This is a genomic window from Rhizobacter fulvus (assembly GCF_964020785.1).
This window is the reverse complement of sequence record NZ_OZ224516.1, coordinates 4,636,946-4,652,979: the sequence shown is the minus strand read 5'-3', so window position 1 is coordinate 4,652,979 and position 16,034 is coordinate 4,636,946. Positions and strand designations below refer to the sequence as shown.

At 64.5% G+C, this 16,034-nt stretch carries 17 protein-coding genes and 1 pseudogene; 15 read left to right on the top strand and 3 right to left on the bottom strand.

What is annotated here, in order from left to right; genetic code table 11:
• The first annotated feature begins 105 nt into the window (after positions 1-105).
• The 3 genes from dnaJ to ACWH49_RS22160 are packed head-to-tail and all read left to right on the top strand — an operon-like array spanning position 106 to position 3,929.
• A complete protein-coding gene (gene dnaJ / locus ACWH49_RS22170; protein ID WP_056469111.1) occupies positions 106-1,257 on the top strand; it encodes a molecular chaperone DnaJ in 1,152 nt (383 codons plus the stop codon).
• 52 nt (positions 1,258-1,309) lie between these two features.
• Positions 1,310-2,983 carry a phosphoethanolamine transferase gene (locus ACWH49_RS22165; protein ID WP_448173415.1) on the top strand — a complete coding sequence of 558 codons (1,674 nt, stop codon included), beginning with the start codon at positions 1,310-1,312 and terminating at the stop codon, positions 2,981-2,983.
• Positions 2,984-3,020: 37 nt separating this feature from the next.
• Positions 3,021-3,929: a cation diffusion facilitator family transporter gene (locus ACWH49_RS22160; protein WP_448173414.1), complete on the top strand. Its 909-nt coding sequence runs from the start codon at positions 3,021-3,023 to the stop codon at positions 3,927-3,929.
• Between the two features lie 9 nt (positions 3,930-3,938).
• On the opposite strand, the gene ACWH49_RS22155 is transcribed toward ACWH49_RS22160, so the two are convergent.
• On the bottom strand, positions 3,939-5,078 hold the full coding sequence (locus tag ACWH49_RS22155; protein ID WP_448173413.1) for a PA0069 family radical SAM protein: 1,140 nt from the start codon (positions 5,076-5,078) through the stop codon (positions 3,939-3,941).
• Between the two features lie 97 nt (positions 5,079-5,175).
• Between ACWH49_RS22155 and ACWH49_RS22150 the strand changes: the two genes are divergently transcribed.
• From ACWH49_RS22150 to ACWH49_RS22095, 12 genes and pseudogenes are all read left to right on the top strand, one after another.
• On the top strand, positions 5,176-5,655 hold the full coding sequence (locus tag ACWH49_RS22150) for a restriction endonuclease (protein WP_448173412.1): 480 nt from the start codon (positions 5,176-5,178) through the stop codon (positions 5,653-5,655).
• A gap of 125 nt (positions 5,656-5,780) precedes the next feature.
• Positions 5,781-6,530 (top strand): DUF4397 domain-containing protein, encoded by a 750-nt coding sequence (locus ACWH49_RS22145; RefSeq protein WP_448173411.1) that lies wholly within the window; start codon positions 5,781-5,783, stop codon positions 6,528-6,530.
• Positions 6,531-7,514: 984 nt separating this feature from the next.
• Complete coding sequence (locus ACWH49_RS22140; RefSeq protein WP_448173410.1) at positions 7,515-7,727, top strand: helix-turn-helix transcriptional regulator; 213 nt, start codon at positions 7,515-7,517, stop codon at positions 7,725-7,727.
• A gap of 210 nt (positions 7,728-7,937) precedes the next feature.
• On the top strand, positions 7,938-8,159 hold the full coding sequence (locus ACWH49_RS22135; RefSeq protein ID WP_448173409.1) for a hypothetical protein: 222 nt from the start codon (positions 7,938-7,940) through the stop codon (positions 8,157-8,159).
• Positions 8,156-8,341, top strand: a pseudogene (locus ACWH49_RS22130) (helix-turn-helix domain-containing protein); the annotation flags it as partial. The gene ACWH49_RS22135 and the pseudogene ACWH49_RS22130, both read left to right, overlap by 4 nt.
• A 369-nt stretch (positions 8,342-8,710) precedes the next feature.
• On the top strand, positions 8,711-8,986 hold the full coding sequence (locus tag ACWH49_RS22125) for a hypothetical protein (RefSeq protein ID WP_448174411.1): 276 nt from the start codon (positions 8,711-8,713) through the stop codon (positions 8,984-8,986).
• Positions 8,983-10,359 (top strand): replicative DNA helicase, encoded by a 1,377-nt coding sequence (locus tag ACWH49_RS22120; protein WP_448173408.1) that lies wholly within the window; start codon positions 8,983-8,985, stop codon positions 10,357-10,359. Before ACWH49_RS22125 ends, ACWH49_RS22120 begins: the two co-directional genes overlap by 4 nt.
• A 265-nt stretch (positions 10,360-10,624) precedes the next feature.
• Positions 10,625-10,909 carry a hypothetical protein gene (locus tag ACWH49_RS22115; protein ID WP_448173407.1) on the top strand — a complete coding sequence of 95 codons (285 nt, stop codon included), beginning with the start codon at positions 10,625-10,627 and terminating at the stop codon, positions 10,907-10,909.
• Positions 10,906-11,448, top strand: a complete 543-nt coding sequence (locus ACWH49_RS22110; RefSeq protein WP_448173406.1) for a hypothetical protein — start codon at positions 10,906-10,908, stop codon at positions 11,446-11,448. The genes ACWH49_RS22115 and ACWH49_RS22110 overlap by 4 nt, the downstream gene beginning before the upstream one ends.
• 53 nt (positions 11,449-11,501) lie before the next feature.
• Positions 11,502-12,152 carry a hypothetical protein gene (locus ACWH49_RS22105; RefSeq protein WP_448173405.1) on the top strand — a complete coding sequence of 217 codons (651 nt, stop codon included), beginning with the start codon at positions 11,502-11,504 and terminating at the stop codon, positions 12,150-12,152.
• Positions 12,149-12,379, top strand: a complete 231-nt coding sequence (locus ACWH49_RS22100; RefSeq protein ID WP_448173404.1) for a hypothetical protein — start codon at positions 12,149-12,151, stop codon at positions 12,377-12,379. Before ACWH49_RS22105 ends, ACWH49_RS22100 begins: the two co-directional genes overlap by 4 nt.
• Positions 12,380-12,421: 42 nt before the next feature.
• The gene (locus ACWH49_RS22095; protein WP_448173403.1) at positions 12,422-12,742 is read left to right on the top strand and encodes a hypothetical protein; all 321 of its coding nucleotides are present in this window, start codon (positions 12,422-12,424) and stop codon (positions 12,740-12,742) included.
• A 1,706-nt stretch (positions 12,743-14,448) separates the two neighbouring features.
• On the opposite strand, the gene ACWH49_RS22090 is transcribed toward ACWH49_RS22095, so the two are convergent.
• A complete protein-coding gene (locus tag ACWH49_RS22090; RefSeq protein WP_448173402.1) occupies positions 14,449-15,282 on the bottom strand; it encodes a hypothetical protein in 834 nt (277 codons plus the stop codon).
• Positions 15,279-15,860, bottom strand: a complete 582-nt coding sequence (locus tag ACWH49_RS22085; RefSeq protein ID WP_448173401.1) for a hypothetical protein — start codon at positions 15,858-15,860, stop codon at positions 15,279-15,281. The genes ACWH49_RS22090 and ACWH49_RS22085 overlap by 4 nt, the downstream gene beginning before the upstream one ends.
• Positions 15,861-16,034: the final 174 nt, after the last annotated feature.

The following is a 16,034-nucleotide window of genomic DNA, read 5'->3' as shown; positions in this document are numbered from 1 at the left end:
TTGGCCCAACACTGACCCTCGCCGGTTTCGGGCGGAGCACGCGGCTCCGACCGGAACCGGCGTTGGTGCTTGAAGCGAATACCGAATCGACGGAGCCCGGATTTCATGGCCAAACGCGACTACTACGAAACGCTGGGGGTGGCGAAGAACGCCAGCGAAGACGACATCAAGAAGGCCTATCGCAAGCTCGCGATGAAGCACCACCCGGACCGCAACCAGGGTGACGATGCGAAGAAGTCGGAAGAGAAGTTCAAGGAGGCCAAGGAGGCCTACGAGATGCTCACCGATCCGCAGAAGCGGGCCGCGTACGACCAGTACGGCCACGCCGGCGTCGACCCGAACATGGGCCGCGGTGCCGGCGGCCCGGGCGCGGAAGGGTTCGGCGGCTTCGCCGAGGCCTTCGGCGACATCTTCGGCGACATCTTCGGCGGCGCAGCCGCGGGCGGGCAGCGCCGCGGTGGTGGTCAGCAGGTGTTTCGCGGCAGCGACCTGAGCTATGCGATGGAGATCACGCTCGAGGAAGCGGCGCACGGCAAGGAAACCCAGATCCGCATCCCGTCGTACGAGACCTGCGAGACCTGCAAAGGCAGCGGCGCCAAGCCCGGCACCTCGCCCAAGACCTGCAGCACCTGCCACGGCCAGGGCACGGTGCACATGCGCCAGGGCTTCTTCAGCATCCAGCAGACCTGCCCGCACTGCCATGGCACCGGGAAGATCATCCCCGAGCCCTGCACCACCTGCAGCGGCCAGGGCCGGATCAAGAAGAACAAGACGCTGGAGGTGAAGATCCCCGCCGGCATCAACGAGGGCATGCGGATCCGCTCCAGCGGCAACGGCGAGCCGGGCACGAACGGCGGGCCGGCGGGTGACCTCTACATCGAGATCCGGATCAAGCAGCACGAGATCTTCGAGCGCGACGGCGACGATCTGCACTGCACCGTGCCGGTCGGCCTGACGACCGCGGCGCTGGGCGGCGAGATCGAGGTGCCCACGCTCGGCGGCAAGGCCGAGATCGAGTTGCCCGAGGGCACGCAGCACGGCAAGACTTTCCGCCTGCGCGGCAAGGGCATCAAGGGCGTGCGTTCGAGCTACCCGGGTGACCTGTACTGCCACGTGAGCGTCGAGACGCCGATCAAGCTGACCGAACACCAGCGCAAGCTGCTGAAGGAACTGGACGAGTCGTTCCGCAAGTCCGGCGACCGGCATTCGCCGAACGCCAAGACGTGGACCGACCGCGTCAAGGACCTGTTCAAGTAAATCGCCGGCTGTCCGGTCGGCCTGGACGGCCGGCCGACCGACAATCACGGGCATGACGCAGCGCAAGACCTTCTCCGGCTTGTCCAGCAGCGCCGCTGCGGGAGGCGGCTGGAATCCGTGGACGCTGGCGGTGCTGGCGGGCCTGTGGATCGCTGCGCTGCCGAACTGGCCGCTGTGGCAGGCGCTGCTGGCGCTGCCCGAGACCCAGTCGGCCCGGGGTGCGCTGTTCTTGATCGGCTTCGCCGCGATGGTCGCCGCGGTCAACGCGCTGTTGCTCACGCTGTTCGCCTGGCGCGTCACGATCAAGCCCGCGATCGCGTTCATGCTGCTCGCCGCCGCGTTCGGTGCGCACTTCATGGGCAGCTACGGTGTGGTCATCGACACCACGATGATGACCAACGTCGTGCAGACCGACCCGCGCGAGGTGCGTGACCTGCTGAACCTGCGCATGCTCGGCAGCGTGGTGCTGCTGGCCGCATTGCCGCTCCTGCTGCTCTGGCGTGCGCCGGTGCGGGGACTGGGCGTGCTGCGGCAAGCCGGTCGCAACCTCGCCGGCCTGCTCGCGCTGGTGATCGTGCTGGCCGCGTTGCTGTTCGCGCTGTTCGCCGACCTGTCGGCGACGATGCGCAACCACAAGTCGATGCGCTACCTGATCAACCCGGTGAATTCGCTCTATGCACTGGTCGACCTGGGCCTGAAGTCGAAGGCGCGTCCTGCCGGCCCGCCGCTCGCGATCGGGGCCGACGCACGGGTGCTGGCACGTGCGCCGGGCGGCAAGCCGCCGCTGGTGGTGGTCGTCGTCGGCGAGACCGCGCGGGCCGATCACTTCGCGCTCAACGGTTACGCGCGGCCGACCAACCCCGAACTCGCCAAGCTCGACGTCACCAGCTTCCGCCAGGTCATGTCCTGCGGCACCAACACGGCGGCGTCGTTGCCGTGCATGTTTTCGTCGCTCGGCAAGCAGGGCTTCGAGTCTCGCGATCGCGACCACGAGAACCTGCTCGACCTGGTGCAGCGCGCCGGCATGGCGGTGCTCTGGCTCGACAACCAGGCCGGCTGCAAGGGCCTGTGCGAGCGCGTGCCGAACGCCTTCGCGCATGACCCCGTCGCCGGCGCGCCGGCGCTGCCCGCGAACTTGTGCGATGGCGAAGATTGCCTGGACGCCGCGCTGCTGCACGGCCTCGATGCGCGCCTGGCCGCCCTGCCGGCCGACCGCCGTGGACGCGGGGTGCTGCTTGTGCTGCACCAGATGGGCAGCCACGGCCCGGCGTACTACAAGCGCAGCCCGCCCGACCGCAAGCCGTTCATGCCCGAGTGCACGACGAACGTGTTGCAGCAGTGCGGGCGCGACCCACTCGTGAATGCCTACGACAACTCGATTGCCTACACCGATCACGTGCTGGCCCAGACGATCGGCTGGCTGCGCCAGCAGTCGGCCTACGACACGACGATGCTCTACCTGTCCGACCATGGCGAATCGCTGGGCGAGAACAACCTCTACCTGCACGGGCTGCCGTACGCCGTCGCGCCAATCGAGCAGAAACACGTGCCGATGATCCTGTGGCAAGGGCCGCACGCCAGCGCCCAGACGGCCTGCGTCCGGGGCAGACGCGACGTGCCGCTGACGCACGACAACCTCTTTCACACGACCCTCGGACTGCTCGGCATTGCGGCGGTCGAGTACAAACAGCCCTTCGACGTACTCGCCGGTTGCCGCGCCCCCTGACGACGGGCGTGTGCCCCGGCTTCAACACGGGAGCACCATGTCCGCGCAGGCCGATTCACTCAGGTCGATCTTCTATGCCCTCGCCGCCAACTTCGCCATCGCGATCGCGAAGACGGCCGGCGCGGTGTACACCGGCTCGGCCTCGATGCTGGCCGAAGCGATCCACTCGTTTGCCGACTGCGGCAACCAGGCCCTGCTGATCTGGGGCCTGAAGGAGGCCAAGCGCGGTGCCTCGCCGGACCATCCGCTCGGCTACGGCCGGGCGATCTACTTCTGGAGCTTCATCGTCGCGCTGATGCTGTTCAGCATGGGCGGCCTGTTCTCGATCTACGAAGGCGTGCACAAGCTGCACGACAGCGGTCCGGTGAAGTACGCATGGGTGGCGGTCGGAATCCTGAGCTTCGGCATCGTGGCCGAATCGGTCTCGCTGTGGGGCGCGCTGCGCGAGATCAACAAGGAGCGCGGCGACATGGGCCTGTGGCGCTGGTTCCGGACCTCGCGCCAGAGCGAGCTGCTGGTGATATTCGGCGAGGACATGGCCGCCCTGGGCGGCCTCGTGGTGGCGCTCGGCTTCATCGGCTTGGCGATGGTCACCGGCAACCCGATGTGGGACGCGGTCGGCTCGATCTGCATCGGCGTGCTGCTGGTGCTGGTGGCGGTGCTGGTTGGCGTGGAGGTCAAGGCGCTGCTGGTCGGCCAGAGCGCGGAGCCCACCGTGCTGGCCGCCATGCGCGCGCATCTCGAGGCGCAGCCCCAGGTGGCCCAGGTGTACAGCCTGATCACGCAGCAGCTGGGCAGCGAGATCATGGTGGCGGTGAAGGCGAGGATGCACCCGCTCGCCTCGGACGTGGCGCTGATCGAGGCCATCAACGGCATCGAGCGCAGCCTGCGCGGTGCATTCCCGAGCACGCGGTGGATATTCTTCGAGCCCGACCTGCGCGATTGAGGCGCGACCTCAGCCGAACAGGTCCTGCTGACCGTCCGCGCGCGACTTGATCGGACGGCGGAACTGCGTCAGGTCGAGCGCGATGCGCTCGCCATCGAGACCGAAACGCGCGATCGCCTTGCGCAGGCGCTGCTGCAGCAGTTGCGCCCAGACGCCTTCGCCCTTCATGCGCGAGCCGAAGCTGGCGTCGTAGTCACGGCCGCCGCGCATCTCGCGCACGCGCGCCATGACCCGCGCCGCGCGATCCGGGAAGTGCTGATCGAGCCACTGCTGAAAGATCGGGTTCACCTCCCAGGGCAGGCGCAGCACGATCCCGAACGCCGAGCGCGCGCCGGCCGATGCCGCGGCCTCGAGCACGCGCTCGAGCTCGGGCTCGTTGATGAACGGGATCAGCGGCGAAACGCTGACACCCACCGGTACGCCTGCCTTCGACAAGGTCTCGATCGTCCGCAGGCGGCGCTGCGGCGACGCCGCGCGCGGCTCGAGGATGCGCGCCAGCGCCGGGTCGAGCGAGGTCACCGACACGTAGACCGCGACCAGCCCCTTCTGAGCCATCGGCGCGACCAGATCGAGATCGCGCTCGATGCCCGACGACTTGGTGACGAGCGAGAACGGATGCGCGCACTCCGACAGCACCTCGATCACCTGCCGGGTGATGCCGAGCTTGCGCTCCACGGGCTGGTACGCGTCGGTCGCCGAGCCGATGTTCAGCCATTTGGGCACGTAGGTGCGGCTCGAAAACGCCTCGCGCACTTTCTCGGCGGCGTTGACCTTGGCGATGATCCGGGTCTCGAAATCCAGCCCCGGTGACAGGTTCAGGTAGCTGTGCGTCGGCCGAGCGAAGCAATAGACGCAGCCGTGCTCGCAGCCGCGGTACGGATTGATCGACAGGTCGAACGCAATGTCCGGCGAGTCGTTGCGTGACAGGATCGACTTGACCCGCTCCTCGATCACCGAGGTCGCGGGGGGCACCCGCTCTTCGCTCGCCTGCTGGTCGAGCGTGCCCCATCCGTCGTCGTACGCTTCGGTCGACTGCTTCGCATAGCGGTGCTCGATCGCCCACACCGTCCCCCGCCCCTTCGTCGGGCCCTGGGACCGCCCCACTGCGTCCTCGCGCTCGCTGCCGCTGATTCGCCGACTCTCATTCATGCTGTAAATATATACAGTATTTGCCGCTGTCGGTTTGCACCAACTGTTGCAAGCGCCCGGGCCATGCCCGGCGAGCGCTCGATATGCTTGCGGCTCGATGCCGAACAACTCCGTCCTCGTTGGCGTTCCGCTGCTGCTGGGCGGCCTGGCCAGCGCCGCCTGGTGGATCTGGCGCCGGCGCCGCGGGAACGCCGGGCTCGCGCCCGCGCCGCGCAGGAGTGCGCCGGACCTGCCCGATCGCGAATTCGACGCGGTGGTCGTGCAGGCGTTCCAGCGCCAGGGCTATCAGCTGATCGATGGCGGCAAGGGCATCCGGGCGCTGACGCTGCGGCGGGATCGCGAGACGTATCTGGTGCAGTGTCGGCATCGGCACGTCGCGAAGGTGGGCGTCGACGCCGTGCAGGCACTGCACCGAGAAATGACCGCGTGCGGCGCCAACGGCGGCTTCATGCTCACCGAAGGTCGGTTCTCGCGCGAGGCGACCGCCCTCGCGGCCAGTTGCAACGTCCGCTTGCTCGAGGGCTCGGCCCTGCACGGACTGCTCGAATCGAGCCGCCCGAAGCGTCACGGCGCGTAACGTCGCCGCGCCTTGTCCGACAGGGCGGCCGGCAGACCGCTCACGCGCGCCGACGCCCCATGCCCACAAGCCGGGCTTGATGCGAATCCTAGAGTGTGGCCACTCCCAACTCCATGCCACACCCCATGAAACTCGTCCAAAAGCTCCTGCTCGCATGCATCCCTTTGGCTGCCTTGGCCGCGTGCGGCGGCGGTGACACCGAGGACCGCCTCGACGTCGCCGACCCGGTCGTGCGCTTTGTCCACGCCGCGCCTGCTGCGCCGAACGTGACGCTGTACCGCGCGGCCATCGCGCAACCGGATGCGACCAGCGTCAGCTACCTGTACGCGTCGAACTACTTCGACGTCGATCTCGGTGTATCGGACTGGTCGGTGAAAACAGCCGTAGGCGGCGTCGAGGTCGGCACGGTCAGCATCGACCCGCAGCGCGGCACCAAGTACACGATCGTCGCGCTGCAAACGTCCGCGACGAGCGCCGGGACCTACCTGATCACCGACCCGTACAACAAGGCGCTCACCAGCGACAGCACGCACCTGCGCGTGATGAACGCGTCGTACAACGCCGCCAGCGTCGACGTCTACATGAACACGCCGGGAACCGACATCGCGACCGTGACGCCCAAGATCTCCGGCACTGCATTCAACACCGCCGGCCCGGCCACCGGCAACGATTCGGCTGACATCCCGGGCGGCACCTACCAGGTGACGATCACCGCAGCCGGCACGAAGACGGTGTTGTTCAAGGGGCAGCTCAGCTTCGCGAACAACCAGGACCTGCTGATCCTGACGGTGCCCGACGCGAGCACGGCCAGCGGCGTCAGCGCGCTGGTGAAGGTGGAAGGCACGGCGGGCGCCGCGCCGATCGCGGCGATCTGATCGACTACCGGAAATGCGAAACGGGCCCGCGAGGGCCCGTTTGCATGCTGTCTGGCGGAGTCGGAGTCGTACCAATGTCCTCCTGCAAGCCGCGTAGATGCTACGTTTCGGCTTGGCACACTCGTCATAAGTCCCCCAGCTAGTCCCCCGCTTGCTTTCAGCTGCCCCCGCGGCGCAGCGCTTGCGCCGCGCCCGTCCTGCGCGCCAGCCTGACGGCTGAAATTCGCGGCCGTCGCTCTACGACAACAGTGTGAAGAAGGTGGACCGCCACGAGTCCACGCGCCCGCGCCAAAGAATTGGTCGGCCTCGCGCAACATGAACGCTGTCGTGACCTCACCGGCGGTCGTCTTGGCTACGTCGATGGCAGTCTCAAAGTGCTCCGCGGGAATCGCGGCCAGCGCCTGGAAGCGGCTGCTGTCGGACTTGGGGGACGCCGATTTCTGCGAGGGTGGTGCCTCACTGGTCGCAGCATGCGACGAGTGCTTGTTAGCGCCGCGCTTCTCGCCATCAGCGACCGTCGCCCGCGTGCCGTTCTCGGCCGACTCAATCAGCATCTCCCCGCGGGCGTGCGCCGACCCCATCACGCGGAAGCCGGGGGTCGTGGCTCGTCGACTAGCGCCAATCCGTTCAGCGGCACTCAAGCCCCACTGCGGGGCTTCCCCAATGGAATCGTGAGTTAAGAGACCTCCCCCATTCGTCGCCCACAAAGTTCGGGCCAGAGGCAATTTATAAATGGCCTCGGACTTCTGTCGTTAGCCGCCAAGAAAAGTTCTTGGGGCTTCAAAACTATATGTAGTTGCATCATTGGCGCAGGCCTTCTCTACCCGGCGTTCTCTCTTATTACGACCAAGTTGAGAGGTTCAAGTGATCGTCCTGAAGACAGCACAGGCGGTCACCCGATCGGTGTTCATCGCATCAAGGAGTTAGTCCATGACAAAGCCAAGTTCCTTCCTTCCCGAAGTGGGGTTCATCCGAGAGCCGGTGGTGCTCGCCCACGTCAGCGTCGGCCGCACGAAGTGGCGCGAACTCGTGAACGACGGGGACGCACCAGCGCCGATCCGGCTGTCCGAGCGCGTGTCTCTGTACGACGCGACGGCCATCCGCCGCTGGATCGCGGAGCGCGCGGCAGGAACACCGCTCACCAGCATGTCGACCACCGCAAAGGCGAGCGTTGCCGGAGCGGACCACCCGGCATGAAGGCGCCCGCCGACGACCGGCGCCTCCGAGAAGCCTGGCTTCTCGAGAGAACCACTCGTTGGCCCGACACCTTTGAAGCTGCAATGTCCGACCCGATACGCAGCAGCCTGGTCCGCCTCAGGGCGGCACGTTTGATGAAGACCAATCCAGCGAGCGCGCAATGCACTCGGCCCGCCTTCGACATGAAGCGCGCAGCCGCGGGAGACTTTGATGACTGATGCTCCAAAGAACTTCAGCGCAATCGGCAACGCCGTCATGGCGAACATCGCCGGCCAGCGCGACGCCAATCAACTGCTGTTCTCAATTCGCGAGGGGTGCGCTCCTGCCGACCTTCTTCTGGACGCGCTCGACCACGGTCAAAAGGCGGGCGAGGCGGAGTACATGCGCGCCTTTGCCCGCACGGTGCAGAAGGCGTTGGAGCACGGCCGGTGAGCAATGCGGTCACGACACTTTGCAGACCGTTGCGGGTTTCAGCCACGCAGAAGTCTGTTGTCATGTGCCTAGCGGACCGGGCGGATAACCAAGGGTATGCGTGGCCGTCCATCCCCAGCATTTGCGAGTGGACGTGCCTGCAACGCACCTCTGTCATCGACGCAATCAAGGTGCTGGTGAGCTCAGGTCTGTTGGCCGTATCGAAGGGTCGTCACAACTCGAACGAGTACACCTTGCAGCTGGCTGCGATAGCGACGGCAGTGTCCACACGGCCGGATGAGATGTCCGCCAAACGGACTAGTCCGGGAGACGTACTAGTCCGGGAGACGGACTACCAGAAGTCCGGGAGACGGACTACACACGTCCGGGAGGCGGACCACAGTAGTCCGGCAGACGGACCTAAAGCATCAAGAACCGTCAGTGATTCGCCAGAAGAAGCAAAGAAAGGGGCTATCGCCCCTTCGTCGCTGGCTCCCGCCCGCAACGTCACTGAGCGGCTTGCTTGCCCTCACCAGCGAATCCGCGATCTGTACGCGGAACGCCTTCCGGGCTTGCCTCAGATTCGCAAGTGGGACAGCGATCGTGAGCGCGCCCTGCGCACCCGGTGGGCGGATCAGGCCCAGGAAAAGGGTTGGAAGACGGTCGACGAAGGGGTTGAGTGGTTTGGGCGATTTTTCGATGCGGTCGGCGAGAACGACTGGGCGATGGGTCGCAGGGGTCGCGGCAAGGATCACGAGACCTGGGAGTGCAACATCGACTTCCTCCTGTCGCCCAAGGGCTTCCGCCGGATCATTGAAACGGCCGGGCGTGAAAGGCAAGCCGCATGAGCGACCGCGCGGAGCTCGACGCAATAGCCTACGAGGCGCCCATGTCGCCGGCACTCGTGTCCACCGAGGCGGAACAAGGCGTCTTGGGTGGCTTGCTGCTGGACAACGGCGCCTATGACCGCATCGGCGACGTACTCCGGCCCGACTACTTCCACGCCGAACAGCATCGCCGCATCTACTCCACTATCACTCGTATGCTGGTGGCAAACAAGCCGGCCGACATCCTGACCGTCTTCGAGGAACTCCGCGCCCACGGCGTCGCTGACAGCCTGAGTTACCTCAACGCGCTGGCGCAGAGCGTGGTCAGCGCAGCGAACATCCGTCGCTATGCCGGCATCGTCGTCGAGCGCTGGAAGGCCCGGCAGTTGATGAGCGTGGGCATGCGCGCCGTCGAGATTGCCCAGGACGCCACGACCGGCATTGACGAGCGCATCGACCAGATGCAGGGCGAGATTGGCAAGCTGTCGGAGCAGGCGGCGCAGCGCGAATCCGCCTCGCTCGACGAAGCGATGGTCCGCGCCATCGACCGGATCCAGCAGCGCGCCGAAGGCAACATCCGAGTGTTCCCGACCGGCCTGCACGACCTCGACCGCATGCTCGGCGGCGGGATTCGGCCGGGCAACCTCGCGATCCTCGCTGCGCGCCCCAGCATGGGTAAGACGGCGCTCGCCGTCTCCATTGCGTTGGCGATGACGAAGGACAGGGGCGTCGGCTTCTTGTCGCTCGAGATGAGCGAAGAGGAACTCATGGACCGGGTTGTCGCCGGGCTCGGCCACGCAGACCTTGACGATGTGCAGCGCCCTGCCAATGCGCCGGACACCTTCTGGACGAAGATCACGGACGCTGCCGAAGCGGGCGCGGGTCGCGGCTTTCACATTGACGATCAGGGCGGCCTGACATTGCATCAGGTCTGCGCCAAGGCGCGGAACATGAAGCGCAAGTATTCGATTGACGTGCTGATCGTCGATTACCTGCAATTGATGTCTGGCACGGATACGAAAGTGAGCCGCGCATACCAGCTTGAGGAAATCACCCGGGGCTTGAAGTCGCTCGCGAAGTCGCTCGGCATCGGCGTGATCGCGCTAGCGCAGGTGAACCGCAGGGTCGAAGGCGACATGCCTGGGCTGGCTGACTTGAAGGACTCGGGCGCCATCGAGCAGGACGCCGACATCGTTGCCTTCATCCATCGCCCGATTCAGGTGGATCCGACGTTGGGGTCGGAGTGGAAGCGCTTCTCAACGCTGCGGGTCGCCAAGAACCGGCAAGGCCGCACGGGCGACATACACCTGAGCTACATCGGTAACGAGACGCGGTTTGCCGGCTGGTCGGGCGAGATTCCTGTCAAGCGCGCCAGCGCAAGGCGAGACCTTTGAGAGATGTCTTTTCCCCCGTCGATGCTTCGCCCATGTTTCAGCGCGAAGGCCGTTTCTATGCTGCCGGTCATGTGCACCGCGACCTGGCTCAAGACCGTTGGAATTCTGTTCGCCGCCGCCCCGCCGGTTGTCGTCTGGCCGGCCGAGCGCAGGCGGGTCGTGCGCGGTCTCAGCGGGAATGTCATCGATCCCGACGACCTCCCGCTGCGCTTCGCTCCCACGGCGCCGCAGCACCGGCACGACGAATCAGAAAGGGAAACTCCACATGAAACCCGAATCGACAGTCTTCGACCCCCCGCACTCGATGGACCCACGGAGCCGTAAGCGCCGGGAGAAGGCAATCGCGAGAGCACAAGTCCTGCTCGGCCAAGTCCTACCCTTCGAGCGAACCGGGCTCCGCGCCAGCGTGGCCAGCCAGCCCGCCGATGTTGTCAGCGCAGCCCGGGCGCAGTACGACGAACTTGTGGCCGCGATCCGCAAACAGACAGTCGACCCGTCGCCGCGCATCGTCAAGATCAAGAAGGACGGCACCGCGGAGTTTCGGTGGTGACGAAGGCGCATCCGCGCAAGCGCCCGAAGATCGACCACGACGCGGTCGAGCGCGACTACCGCCTCGGCCAGTACACGCTCCGCGAACTCGGCTCGATGCATGGGTGCAGCCATCAGGCCGTCGCCAAGCTGGCGAAGACCGGCGGGTGGTCGCAGGACTTGTCCAAGGTGGTTCGCGCCGCGACGAACGCGAGCCTCATTCAAGAGGCCGTCAATCAGGCAGTTGCCAAGAATGGACAAGAAGTTGCCAGCGCCGTGCAGGTTGCCGCGGAACTCAACAAGTCGATCATCCTCGGTCAGCGCTCCCGACTGGCGGAAGTGGCGGCTGTCGCGGATGCCGCCAAGACCGCCCTGCTCGCCTTACTGCCCAGTGTTGCGAACCTGCGCGACGCAGCGACCGCGATGGCGGCGACGGAGTCATGGTCCCGGGTTGTCAGATCGGTGATTGATCAAGAGCGCGTCGTCTTCAAGCTCGACGACAACGACGGCGGACAGCCGCTCACCCGCGTCGTGATGGTCCCGCAAAAGGACCAACAGTAGGTCACAGCGCGTCGCCCACAATTTTCCGCAACTGCCCGTCTATGGTTCAAGGCATGAGCAGCAAAACTGAATCGCAACGCGGCAAAGGCAAGACAAATCGCCGCATCCCATGGGACGCAGTCGAGCGGGACTATCGCACCGGCGCCTACACGCTCCGCGAACTCCAAGCACGGCACAGCGTCGACAACAGCTCGATCGCACGCCGGATGCGCCAGGACCGGGCAATTGACCCGACGCGATGGGCCAAAGACTTGACGGAAGCCGTTCGCCAGGCCACCCAAGATCGCCTATTGCGCGAGACGATTGCCAGCACCGCAGAAGGCGCCGCCGCAACTTGTCAGCAGACTTCCCGGCACCAACAAGTGGCTGACGAGGCGACGGTCAACACCGTTGCGACAGAGAACACCCGGATCCTGTTGTCGCACCGCAGGTCGCTTGCAAGACTCGCAGTCGACGCAGATCGCCTGCAGGAGTTCGTTGCAAAGACGGAGGTCGCGGACCTTGCTTCCCTTGGCAGAGCGGCCAACGCCCTTGAGACGCTCGGCCGCCTGCGCCGCATGATCATCGAGCGAGAGCGTGAGAGCTTCGGCATCGACGCCGTCTCCACGAAGCCGCTCCGCGACATCAGCGACGAGGAACTCACCGCCCGACTGAATGCGCTGCTGGCTCAGACCGTCACGACAAGCGCCCGGAGGACAGCATGAGCGGCTTGAACCTCGACGCGCTCGGGCCTGACGACCGCGCTGCGGTGCTCGAAGTCATCGGCGAGCTTGAGCGCCGCAACATCCGCTGGCCCTGTTGGGGTTGCCGCCTGCTGCACATGGCCGCTGGCGATCCCGCCGACACCTCCTATTTTCGAACCTGTGTCCACGCCGAACCCGCTGGCGTGCTGCACGAGGACGCGCTGCGCGAACTCTCGCCCAGTGCCTAGAGCGAGAGACCTTCCCTCACCCAACTCCAAAAGGAACACACCATGCTTCGATTCCGCAGCCCAGACTCAGAAAGCCTCATTTACCTTGCCACTACCGCTGGCCACACCGCCGTGGTTCCCGCAGAGTTCGGCGAGCCGCCGCAGTTGTTTTACCGTGACGCGATCTTGGCCGGGGCTGAGGTGAGCGGTACCCTTTCCGGAGAGCTTCAGAAGACCGCCCTGCTGCTGAGCGCTGACAAGCACGAACGCGAGACCGCTGACGCCCAAAAGGCGGCCGATGCGGCTCGCGACCCCCGGTGGTTCCAGCGGATGGTCCAAGACGACCCGCGTAGCGCGTCGCATCGGCGCCCCGCCCCGGTCTGACTGACGGCCGCAGACGCACCAGGCCTCCGACATCGAAGCGCGCATTCTCGAAGCGCGTCAGCGGCTGGTGCGCCCGCATCGGGCCATCCAGGCAGCAATTGCGAACGCGCCGCCGACGCCTCCCTGTTGGCGCAGCCGGGCCGACTGGCTGGACTGGTTGGCCCTGACCTACACGGCAGGGCTTCCGATCACCCGCCACCGCGACGTGGGCAAGTTCAAGGGCCAGCGCGAAGGGACTCTCGTGGCCTGCTCGACATAGATCACTGCGTCTCGTGCCTCCCCAAGTTCAAGGCGGAGATGCAGCAATACGGCCGATGCGTCCCCAGCGCGGCAGAACAAGAACGAGAGCTCAAACGCCGTCAACGACGTGTTGATGTTCGCCTTCGACTACACGGCGAAAAAACTGTGGATCGGCAAGAACTGAACGTGGCAGTCTTCTGGCGACCCTGCCGCCGGCACCGGACCGGCGTGGACGTTCACGGTTGCTGGACCAGTAACCTCCGAACTGCGCCGCGGCAACAACTCGGCCGCGGCATTCGTCGCTGTCCTGAACTGCGGCGCAACGGGGTTCGTCTATGCGCCGCCAAGCGGATTCGGCGCTCTCTGATTTCGTGGTGTGGCACCTCACGTTCGCGTGAGAGCTCGCGCGGGAGGCGGACCCCGGCGGCGAGCTTCTTTTCAGTGACGCATGGGGCGGAAGGCGTCAAAGGTATCCTGCCTCCGCGAGGTCAACGTAATAGTCGCCCTTCACGAAGTCTCGGTAGTAGCGGTACGCGCTGTACGCCAAGCACGCACCCAGCCACACGAAGCAGCCGTCGACGAGCATTTCGGGCAGTTGCGTGCAGGCCGGGACCGCGGGGCGGCAGACAACATTAAACATTGACTGAGCGGCCCAGAGCACTATTAGGGCAGGCATTCCATACAGAAGCGGTGCGAGGCAGCGGAACTGGCTGAGACGTTGGCGTCGGCGTGGCATTAGATGGTTCCTCCTATAACCGCCATCCTCTCGCCGGAGAGGGTCAGTCGACATCCCCTGCGTTGGGGGTCGGCAAGCTCATCCCATGAGCTACTGGCTTGGTAGGCGGCATCGATGCATATGGGGGGTTTGGCGCGTTCAAGCGGCACGAACGATGAGCACCGCGGCAGAGGGTGAAACCCGTCCTGAGTTCCGAGTCTCGATCTGCGAGACTTCGAGACTTCGGCTGCGCTTGATCGAAGGGTCGAGCCCGCTGCAGTCTCGAGATGCAGCACGCCGGTCAGCGCAATGCTCCGGTGCCCGAAGTCGGCGCGATGCTCGCTCGGGGATTTCCGCAACTGGAGATCCCCCAATCACATCGAGACTCTCGAGAATCCGTCTATCCGCATTTAAGGCTCAGAACGGCCGTTGCTACGACTGCAATGTGGCTAATCTCTGCGCAGGAACTGCATGTGCAATTGAACTGACCCAAGAGCGTGAACGATTGAGATGCACCGCTGACCACTTACAGGCCCGATGTGACGGGGGGGAGACGACACGGCTGGCAACGTCGTTGCGGCTTGCCGTCACAACTGCGCTCGTCATCTCATGCAGTCTGCGCCGAATCCTATTAGGTACAGGGCATATGAAGCCAAACAATTGCGTCACGGCTGCTGGCACACGAGCGAGGTTCGACTGCCAATCGCGTGCCGCCATTCCGTCTCAGTGGCTAACAGCCGCTTGGGGTGGACTATTCAGACGCCTTTGGCGAGCCGCGCAGTCCGTTGATAGCGTCGATCTTCTCAGATGCGATTTGGGCAGCTGCCTGCTGCCGCAGCTTTCTCACCGCGCTAGAAATATCGCCGTCGCCGCCGCGACGCAAACCCGTTGCTGGCGTGGAATCCCGAAACGCGTTGTAGCCACTTCCCTTCTCAAACATCTCGGCAAGAAAGGCACGTCGATTGCTGTCTTCGATATCGATCGCAACGGCTTGTCGCTGCTCCAACGCACCTATACGTGCCTCGATTCGACGCTGACCGTCGAGCACGCGGTCAAGCGCATTGGTGACAGGATCATTTGTTGACTTGACGGGGGCTACCGCTTCCTTCATTTCCAGCACGGTCGCGATTCGCGCCTCCAATTCAGGCCATGCCTTCGCAAAGCTCTTCTCTAGCCGAGCGTTATCGAGCGGGGCGACACATCGACCGTTGAGTGTCTTTACCAACTGGAGCACGTCTCGATGTTCCATTCTTGTTGACTGAAAAAAACTAAGAGGACTCACGATGTCGCGCGGTTCGATGCCCACACACACGGTACACACTCGCGACGCATCTACGGCGGCCACTCCACCGGCCTCATACATCAGCCATTCACTTGCCATTGCTTCTGCGGTGAGGAAAAAGATGCCAACTCCATTAGTGCTCTGCAAGGCATCTCTTATCGACGTCAGCCACGTTGCCCCCTTGTCAATGCTTTCGCTCGATATCCAAGGCTGCAACTGCTGAACGACGTCCGGCAGCCACTCGTGAAACACCTTCGCAGCGGCATGACTCTTTTCGCCGGACCAGCTCAGGAACAACTTCATTCAGTGTCTCCTATCGTCATATTCTGAAGGGCTTGTGCGTCGAGTGCCGCAGCCGATGCTTCGGTTTGCAGAACCGACTGGTAGTCGAACTCAATGAATGCTGCGGGATCCGTCCTAAGCGTCGCCCAATCGAAGTCGTAGCGCTCCTCTAATGGCCAGATCGGGACCTTGACTCGGAAGTAACCGCCTACAGCTGGGTGAGTTCCATCTCCCGGCCCGTAAGTCACGCTGTAGTCCCGATCCAAATGATCGCCAAACTGAGAGTACAAGAGAGCCACCAGAGCACAGCAAGCTTCCACAACGTGCCCAAAGGTCGCCGCCTCAATCTCGGAGTGTGAGTCGTGCTTCGCGTCGTTGTAGGCCTTGTACCAAGGTAGTCTACGATCAGCGGTTGCCCACGGCCTGAATGGCGAACGGGCCCTGCTTCCACCATCCCAGCTTGGCAGAAACACTTGGTACTGAGAAAGCTTGTGCGTCACCTCTAGTTTTCTGTAGTGCCGCATGTTCCAGCGATCCCCTCCCGTTGGTTTAAACCCGTTCTCACGAAGAACTGCTTTGCAGTTGGACTCGATGTCCATGCATACGCGCATTAGCAGCGCGTGGATCCGATAGGACGTGCAACTCGCATTCGATTCGGCGGGTTGGACATAGTCGAATAGCTCCAATAGGTCTTTCTGCACAAGCAAGTACGTACCGAAGTATCGAGCAGCGGACTCAGCGAATCGCGGATCAGAAACGTAAGTTCCACGCGC

Coding starts and splice junctions, on each gene's coding strand:
- dnaJ (WP_056469111.1), top strand. CDS start 106: ATGGCCAAACGCGACTACTACGAAACGCTGGGGGTGGCGAAGAACGCC.
- ACWH49_RS22165 (WP_448173415.1), top strand. CDS start 1,310: ATGACGCAGCGCAAGACCTTCTCCGGCTTGTCCAGCAGCGCCGCTGCG.
- ACWH49_RS22160 (WP_448173414.1), top strand. CDS start 3,021: ATGTCCGCGCAGGCCGATTCACTCAGGTCGATCTTCTATGCCCTCGCC.
- ACWH49_RS22155 (WP_448173413.1), bottom strand. CDS start 5,078: ATGAATGAGAGTCGGCGAATCAGCGGCAGCGAGCGCGAGGACGCAGTG.
- ACWH49_RS22150 (WP_448173412.1), top strand. CDS start 5,176: ATGCCGAACAACTCCGTCCTCGTTGGCGTTCCGCTGCTGCTGGGCGGC.
- ACWH49_RS22145 (WP_448173411.1), top strand. CDS start 5,781: ATGAAACTCGTCCAAAAGCTCCTGCTCGCATGCATCCCTTTGGCTGCC.
- ACWH49_RS22135 (WP_448173409.1), top strand. CDS start 7,938: ATGACTGATGCTCCAAAGAACTTCAGCGCAATCGGCAACGCCGTCATG.
- ACWH49_RS22120 (WP_448173408.1), top strand. CDS start 8,983: ATGAGCGACCGCGCGGAGCTCGACGCAATAGCCTACGAGGCGCCCATG.
- ACWH49_RS22115 (WP_448173407.1), top strand. CDS start 10,625: ATGAAACCCGAATCGACAGTCTTCGACCCCCCGCACTCGATGGACCCA.
- ACWH49_RS22105 (WP_448173405.1), top strand. CDS start 11,502: ATGAGCAGCAAAACTGAATCGCAACGCGGCAAAGGCAAGACAAATCGC.
- ACWH49_RS22100 (WP_448173404.1), top strand. CDS start 12,149: ATGAGCGGCTTGAACCTCGACGCGCTCGGGCCTGACGACCGCGCTGCG.
- ACWH49_RS22095 (WP_448173403.1), top strand. CDS start 12,422: ATGCTTCGATTCCGCAGCCCAGACTCAGAAAGCCTCATTTACCTTGCC.
- ACWH49_RS22090 (WP_448173402.1), bottom strand. CDS start 15,282: ATGAAGTTGTTCCTGAGCTGGTCCGGCGAAAAGAGTCATGCCGCTGCG.
- ACWH49_RS22085 (WP_448173401.1), bottom strand. CDS start 15,860: ATGGACATCGAGTCCAACTGCAAAGCAGTTCTTCGTGAGAACGGGTTT.